Annotated in this window: 6 protein-coding genes; 3 read left to right on the top strand and 3 right to left on the bottom strand. The window is 72.2% G+C overall.

Going from position 1 to position 6763, the window contains the following annotated elements; translation table 11 throughout:
- Positions 1–619: response regulator transcription factor (locus B7P34_RS34390; RefSeq protein ID WP_223268543.1), on the top strand; the 619-nt coding region annotated here is incomplete at its 5' end.
- Here the strand turns inward: B7P34_RS34390 and B7P34_RS34385 are convergent.
- Positions 578–1075: a MarR family winged helix-turn-helix transcriptional regulator gene (locus tag B7P34_RS34385; protein ID WP_106682081.1), complete on the bottom strand. Its 498-nt coding sequence runs from the start codon at positions 1073–1075 to the stop codon at positions 578–580. The two genes, B7P34_RS34390 and B7P34_RS34385, sit on opposite strands and share 42 nt — an antisense overlap.
- 73 nt (positions 1076–1148) lie before the next feature.
- Between B7P34_RS34385 and B7P34_RS34380 the strand changes: the two genes are divergently transcribed.
- Positions 1149–1940 (top strand): trans-aconitate 2-methyltransferase, encoded by a 792-nt coding sequence (locus tag B7P34_RS34380; RefSeq protein WP_106682080.1) that lies wholly within the window; start codon positions 1149–1151, stop codon positions 1938–1940.
- Positions 1941–2126: 186 nt separating this feature from the next.
- Here B7P34_RS34380 and B7P34_RS34375 read toward each other — a convergent pair whose 3' ends face one another.
- A complete protein-coding gene (locus B7P34_RS34375; RefSeq protein ID WP_223268544.1) occupies positions 2127–2729 on the bottom strand; it encodes a TetR/AcrR family transcriptional regulator in 603 nt (200 codons plus the stop codon).
- A gap of 86 nt (positions 2730–2815) precedes the next feature.
- Positions 2816–3796 carry an acyl-CoA desaturase gene (locus B7P34_RS34370; protein WP_189383268.1) on the bottom strand — a complete coding sequence of 327 codons (981 nt, stop codon included), beginning with the start codon at positions 3794–3796 and terminating at the stop codon, positions 2816–2818.
- Between the two features lie 194 nt (positions 3797–3990).
- Between B7P34_RS34370 and ppc the strand changes: the two genes are divergently transcribed.
- The gene (ppc, locus tag B7P34_RS34365) at positions 3991–6714 is read left to right on the top strand and encodes a phosphoenolpyruvate carboxylase (protein ID WP_106682077.1); all 2724 of its coding nucleotides are present in this window, start codon (positions 3991–3993) and stop codon (positions 6712–6714) included.
- The last annotated feature ends 49 nt before the right edge of the window (positions 6715–6763 follow it).

The raw sequence follows: 6763 nt of genomic DNA, 5'->3' as shown, positions 1-6763 counted from the left end.
TCTCGGGCCCGGGCACGGCCCCGCGCACGGCCCGGCCCACGGGCCTCCGCACGGGCCGGTGCACGCGAGCGTGCACGACGGCGGCGGGCCCGGTGAGGGCGCGGTCGACGGGATCTCGCTCGTGGCCGGCGTCCGCAGCGCGCACCCCGCGGTGCGCACGGTGGTCCTCGCCGAGCGCGACGACCCGCGGCGGGCCGCGGCGGCCCTGCAGGCGGGCGCCGGCGGCTGGGTCGCCAAGGACTGCTCGCTGTCCCGGCTGCTCGCCGTCATCAGGGGCGTCCTGCGCGACGAGACGCACCTGCCGCCCGCCCTGCTCACGGGCGTGCTGCGGGAGCTCACAGCGGCCCGCAAACACCGCACGGAGAGCGAGCGGCTCGTGGAGTCCCTGACGCCGCGCGAGCGCGAGGTGCTGCGCTGCATGGTGGCCGGGCTGGGCCGCAAGGCCGTCGCCGAGCGGCTCTACCTCTCCCCGCACACCGTCCGCACCCACATGCAGAACGTGCTGGGGAAGCTGGGCGTCCACTCCACCCTCGCCGCCGTCGCGCTCGCCCGCCGGGCCGGCGTCGGGCCCGTGGACCTAACCGGGAGTGTTGTCGAACGGGGCGGTCAGCTGGCGTAGCAGATCGGCCAGCTCGCGGCGCTGGGTGCGGGACAGCTCGGAGAGGATGGCGCGCTCCTGCTCCAGGAGCCCGGCCAGGGCCTCGTCCGCGCGGTCCCGGCCCTCGTCCGTGAGGCGCACCAGCACGCCCCGGCGGTCGCTCGGGTCCGGCTCGCGCCGGACCAGGCCCTTCTTGGCGAGCCGGTCGATGCGGTTGGTCATCGTGCCGGACGTGACCAGCGTCTGGGTCAGCAGCTGCCCGGGCGACAGCTGGTACGGCGCCCCGGCGCGCCGCAGCGCCGTCAGGACGTCGAACTCCCACGGCTCCAGCTCGTGCTCGGCGAAGGCCAGCCGGCGGGCGCGGTCGAGGTGACGGGCGAGCCTGCTCACGCGGCTGAGCACCTCGAGCGGCTCCACGTCGAGGTCAGGGCGCTCGCGGCGCCACGCTGAAACCAGCCGATCGACCTCGTCCTCCATGACGATCAGTGTAGAGGGTCTGTCGACATGAAGTCTCTTGACGTCAAGATATCCAGGTGGTGATCCTGGAAGCATGACGACTCACGCTGCCATGCCTGTCTGGGACCCGGAGCAGTACCTGCGTCACTCCGGCCCCCGCACCCGCCCCTTCTACGACCTGCTGTCCCATGTGCCGCTGCGCGATCCCGCGCGGATCGTGGACCTGGGCTGCGGCCCGGGCAACGTCACGGCGCTGCTCGCCGAACGGTGGCCGCGAGCGCGGATCACGGGGCTGGACACCTCGGAAGAGATGCTGCGGCAGGCGCGCGAGCGCCTCCCCGGCGCGGAATTCGCCCACGCGGACCTGCGGGAATGGACGCCGGACGGCACGTACGACCTGATCGTCTCCAGCGCGACGTTCCAGTGGGTGCGGGGGCACGAGGAGTCGTTCCCGGCGTGGACCGGGGCCCTCGCCCCCGGCGGAGTCTTCGCCTTCACCGTGCCCGGCAACTTCGACGCCCCGAGCCATGTGCTCCTGCACGAGCTCTGCGAGAGCGCGGCCTGGCGGGACCGGCTGGGCGGCCTCCAGCGGCCCGGGTACGTGCTGACGCCCGCGGAATACCTGGAGCGGCTCGCCGGCCTGGGCCTGACCGTGGACGCCTGGGAGACGACGTACGCCCACGTACTGGACGGCGAGGACGCCGTCCTCGACTGGACGAAGGGCACGACGCTGCGGCCGGTCCTGACGGCGCTACGGGACGACCCGGAGGCGAGGACGCGGTTCCTGTCGGAGTACGGGGCGCTCCTGCGCGGGGCGTATCCGCGGGGCCCGCACGGCACGGTGTTTCCGTTCCGGCGCGTGTTCGTAGTGGCGCGCCGAGGCTGATGAAGGGGCCCGGCCCCTTCAAGTCCGCCGCGACGGTGATCAGCCACCGTGACGCTGTCCGGCGGTGCCGGGCTCACCTGATGCCCGTACGGCACCGCCGATCTCCACCGTCGTGGTCGATCGCCGCCGCGGCGGATCCAAGGTGTGGGGCACCTTGGATCCGCACCGGGCACGGCGTGCGCACCGCTACGCGCGCCGGTGTCCCACAAGCCGCGGCTTCGGTTCCAGGCCGTCCAGGCCGTGCCAGGCCAGGTTCACCAGATGCGCCGCCACCTCCGCCTTCTTCGGCTTGCGGACGTCCAGCCACCACTGGCCCGTGAGGGCGACCATGCCGACGAGGGCCTGGGCGTACAGCGGGGCGAGCTTCGCGTCGAAGCCGCGGGCCTTGAACTCCAGGCCGAGGATGTCCTCGACCTGGGTGGCGATGTCGCTGATCAGGGAGGCGAACGTGCCCGTGGACTGCGCCACCGGCGAATCGCGGACGAGGATGCGGAAGCCGTCCGTGTACCGCTCGATGTAGTCGAGGAGGGCGAACGCGGCCTGCTCCAGCAGCTCCCGCGGGTGGCCCGCGGTCAGCGCCCCGGTGACCATGTCGAGCAGCTGCCGCATCTCGCGGTCGACCACCACCGCGTAGAGCCCTTCCTTGCCGCCGAAGTGTTCGTAGACGACCGGCTTGGAGACCCCGGCCTTCGCCGCGATCTCCTCGACCGACGTGCCTTCGAACCCCCGCTCGGCGAAGAGCGTGCGACCGATGTCCAGCAGCTGCTCCCGGCGCTCCGCGCCGGTCATCCGCACCCGCCGGGTGCGACGGGCCCCCGCAGCCGGGGCCCGGTCCTTGTTACTGGTGGTTTTGCTGTCGATCGCCACGCTGTCAATCATGCCGCCTCGGCGGCACTCTCCTTCCGCCGGGAGTCCAGGCGGCCGGCCTTGGGCCACCGCACGTCAGAGGCCCAGCCCGCCTGCTCGAACCAGCGGATCAGGCGGGCGCTGGAGTCCAGCTGCCCCTTCAGCACACCATGCCGGGCCGACGTGGGGTCCGCGTGGTGCAGGTTGTGCCAGGACTCGCCGCAGGACAGGATCGCCAGCCACCAGACGTTGCCCGAGCGGTCGCGCGACTTGAACGGCCGCTTGCCCACGGCGTGGCAGATCGAGTTGATCGACCAGGTCACATGGTGCAGCAGGGCGACGCGGACCAGCGAACCCCAGAAGAACGCCGTGGCCGCCCCCTGCCAGGACCAGGTGGCCAGGCCGCCGACCAGCGGCGGGATCAGCAGGGACACCGCCGTCCACAGCACGAACTGGCGGGAGATCGCCCGGATCGTGGGGTCCTTGATCAGATCGGGGGCGTACTTGTGCTGCGGGGTCTGCTCCTCGTCGAACATCCAGCCGACGTGGGCCCACCACAGCCCCTTCATCAGCGCCGGCACGGTCTCGCCGAAGCGCCACGGCGAGTGCGGATCCCCTTCCGCGTCCGAGAACCGGTGGTGCCGGCGGTGGTCGGCGACCCAGCGCACCAGCGGGCCCTCGACCGCCAGCGAGCCCATGATCGCCAGCGCGATCCGCAGCGGCCGCTTCGCCTTGAACGAGCCGTGCGTGAAATAGCGGTGGAAGCCGATGGTGATGCCGTGGCACCCGATGAAGTACATCGCGACCATCAGTCCGAGGTCCAGCCAGCTCACCCCCCAGCCCCAGGCCAGCGGGACCGCCGCGACCAGGGCGAGGAACGGCACGGTGATGAAGAGCAGCAGCGTGATCTGCTCGACGGAACGCTTGCTGTCGCCACCCAGCGTGGCGGAGGGGAGCGGGGTTTCCTGGGCCTTCGGCGCGTCTTCGAGCACGTCGGGGCTTGCAGTCATGGGTTCCCTCATGGGGGTCGGGGCATGGCTACGGTTCCGTAACCTACGGCTTCGTAAGTATGGCAGGGCGGTGGCGGGGAGCAAGAGGGCTGTGGATAACCGCGCGTCGTGCGGCGACCTATGCTGGTGGGCGTCGGACAGCGCGGTCCGCAACCCCTCCAGACGTGCCAGAAACTCTGCAAGGAGCCGCACCTGTGAGCAGTGCCGACAACACCAACGCCGCCCTGCGCGCCGACATCCGCCGCCTCGGCGATCTCCTCGGCGAAACCCTGGTCCGCCAGGAGGGGGAAGAGCTCCTCGACCTCGTGGAGCGGGTCCGCGCCCTGACCCGCACCGACGGCGAGGCCGCCGCCGAGCTGCTCGGTGCCACCGATCTGGAGACCGCCGCCAAGCTCGTCCGCGCCTTCTCCACCTACTTCCACCTGGCGAACGTCACCGAGCAGGTCCACCGCGGCCGCGAGCTCGCGGCCAAGCGCGCCGCCGAGGGCTCGATCCTCGCCCGCACCGCGGACCAGCTGAAGGAAGCCGATCCCGACCACGTGCAGCAGACCGTCGAGAACCTCGGCGTCCGCCCCGTCTTCACCGCGCACCCCACCGAGGCCGCCCGCCGCAGCGTCCTCAACAAGCTCCGCCGCATCGCGGCCCTCCTCGACACCCTCGCCTCGGGCACCGGCGACAAGCGCCGCACCGACCTGCGCCTCGCCGAGAACATCGACCTGCTCTGGCAGACCGACGAGCTGCGCGTCGCCCGCCCCGAGCCCACCGACGAGGCCCGCAACGCCATCTACTACCTGGACGAGCTCCACGCCAACGCCGTAGGGGACGTCCTGGAGGACCTCGCCGCCGAGCTGGAGCGCGTCGGCGTCGCCCTGCCGCCCACCACCCGCCCGCTCACCTTCGGCACCTGGATCGGCGGCGACCGCGACGGCAACCCCAACGTGACCCCGCAGGTCACCTGGGACGTCCTCCTCCTGCAGTACGAGCACGGCATCACCGACGCCCTCGACCTCGTCGACGAGCTGCGCGGCGCCCTCTCGAACTCCATCCGCAACAGCGGCGCCACCGAGGAGCTCCTCTCCTCCCTCCAGCGCGACCTGGAGCTCCTGCCGGAGATCAGCCCCCGCTACAAGCGCCTCAACGCCGAGGAGCCCTACCGCCTCAAGGCGACCTGCATCCGGCAGAAGCTCGTCAACACCCGCGAGCGCCTCGCCCGCAACACCCCCCACGAGGAGGGCCGCGACTACCTCGGCACCACCGAGCTCCTCGCCGACCTCCAGATCATCCAGGACTCCCTGCGCGCCCACCGCGGCCGCCTGATCGCCGACGGCCGCTTGGAGCGCGCCCTGCGCACCCTCGCCGCCTTCGGCCTCCACCTGGCGACCATGGACGTCCGCGAGCACGCCGACGCCCACCACCACGCCCTCGGCCAGCTCTTCGACCGCCTCGGCGAGGAGTCCTGGCGCTACGCGGACATGCCGCGCGACTACCGCCGCAAGCTCCTCGCCAAGGAGCTGCGCTCCCGCCGCCCGCTGGCCCCCAGCCCCGCGCCCCTCGACGCCGCCGGCGCCAAGACCCTCGGCGTCTTCGGCACCATCCGCGAGGCCCTGGAGAAGTTCGGCCCCGAGGTCGTCGAGTCGTACATCATCTCGATGTGCCAGGGCGCCGACGACGTCTTCGCCGCCGCCGTGCTCGCCCGCGAGGCCGGCCTCGTCGACCTCCACGCCGGCTGGGCCAAGATCGGCATCGTCCCGCTGCTGGAGACCACCGACGAGCTCAAGGAAGCGGACCGCATCCTCGACGAGATGCTCGCCGACCCCTCCTACCGGCGCCTGGTGGCCCTCCGCGGCGACGTCCAGGAAGTCATGCTCGGCTACTCGGACTCCTCCAAGTTCGGCGGCATCACCACCTCCCAGTGGGAGATCCACCGCGCCCAGCGCCGCCTGCGCGACGTCGCCCACCGCTACGGCGTCCGCCTGCGCCTCTTCCACGGCCGCGGCGGCACCGTCGGCCGCGGCGGCGGCCCCACCCACGACGCGATCCTCGCCCAGCCCTGGGGCACCCTGGAGGGCGAGATCAAGGTGACCGAGCAGGGCGAGGTCATCTCCGACAAGTACCTCATCCCGGCCCTCGCCCGCGAGAACCTGGAACTGACGGTCGCCGCGACGCTGCAGGCCTCCGCCCTGCACACCGCCCCCCGCCAGTCCGACGAGGCCCTCGCCCGCTGGGACGCGGCCATGGACACCGTCTCCGACGCCGCCCACTCCGCCTACCGCCGGCTGGTCGAGGACCCCGACCTCCCCGCGTACTTCTTCGCCTCCACCCCCGTCGACCAGCTCGCCGAGCTCCACCTGGGCTCGCGGCCCTCGCGCCGCCCCGACTCCGGCGCCGGCCTCGACGGACTCCGGGCCATCCCCTGGGTCTTCGGCTGGACCCAGTCCCGCCAGATCGTCCCCGGCTGGTTCGGCGTGGGCTCCGGGCTCAAGGCCGCCCGCGAGGCCGGCCTGGACACCGTCCTGGACGAGATGCACGAGCACTGGCACTTCTTCCAGAACTTCCTGTCCAACGTCGAGATGACCCTCGCCAAGACCGACCTGCGCATCGCCCAGCACTACGTCGACACCCTCGTGCCCGACGAGCTCAAGCACGTCTTCGACGTCATCAAGGCCGAGCACGAGCTCACGGTGCAGGAAGTGCTGCGCATCACCGGCGAGGCCGAGCTCCTCGACGCGAGCCCCGTGCTGCGCCAGACGTTCCGCGTGCGCGACGCGTACCTGGACCCGATCTCGTACCTGCAGGTGACGCTGCTGCACCGGCAGCGGAGCGCCGCGGAGCGCGGTGAGGCCGCGGATCCGCTGCTGGGCCGCGCCCTGCTGCTGACCGTCAACGGCGTGGCCGCGGGCCTGCGCAACACGGGCTGACATCCCCCGTAACACCGCGAAGGGCGGGCGGACCGGCTAAGCCGGTCCG

It is taken from the genome of Streptosporangium nondiastaticum (genome assembly GCF_003011965.1).
GTDB classification, from domain to species: Bacteria; Actinomycetota; Actinomycetes; order Streptomycetales; family Streptomycetaceae; genus Streptomyces; species Streptomyces nondiastaticus.
This window is presented reverse-complemented; position numbering and strand designations above follow the sequence as displayed.

Coding starts and splice junctions, on each gene's coding strand:
- B7P34_RS34385 (WP_106682081.1), bottom strand. CDS start 1,075: ATGGAGGACGAGGTCGATCGGCTGGTTTCAGCGTGGCGCCGCGAGCGC.
- B7P34_RS34370 (WP_189383268.1), bottom strand. CDS start 3,796: ATGACTGCAAGCCCCGACGTGCTCGAAGACGCGCCGAAGGCCCAGGAA.
- B7P34_RS34380 (WP_106682080.1), top strand. CDS start 1,149: ATGACGACTCACGCTGCCATGCCTGTCTGGGACCCGGAGCAGTACCTG.
- B7P34_RS34375 (WP_223268544.1), bottom strand. CDS start 2,729: ATGACCGGCGCGGAGCGCCGGGAGCAGCTGCTGGACATCGGTCGCACG.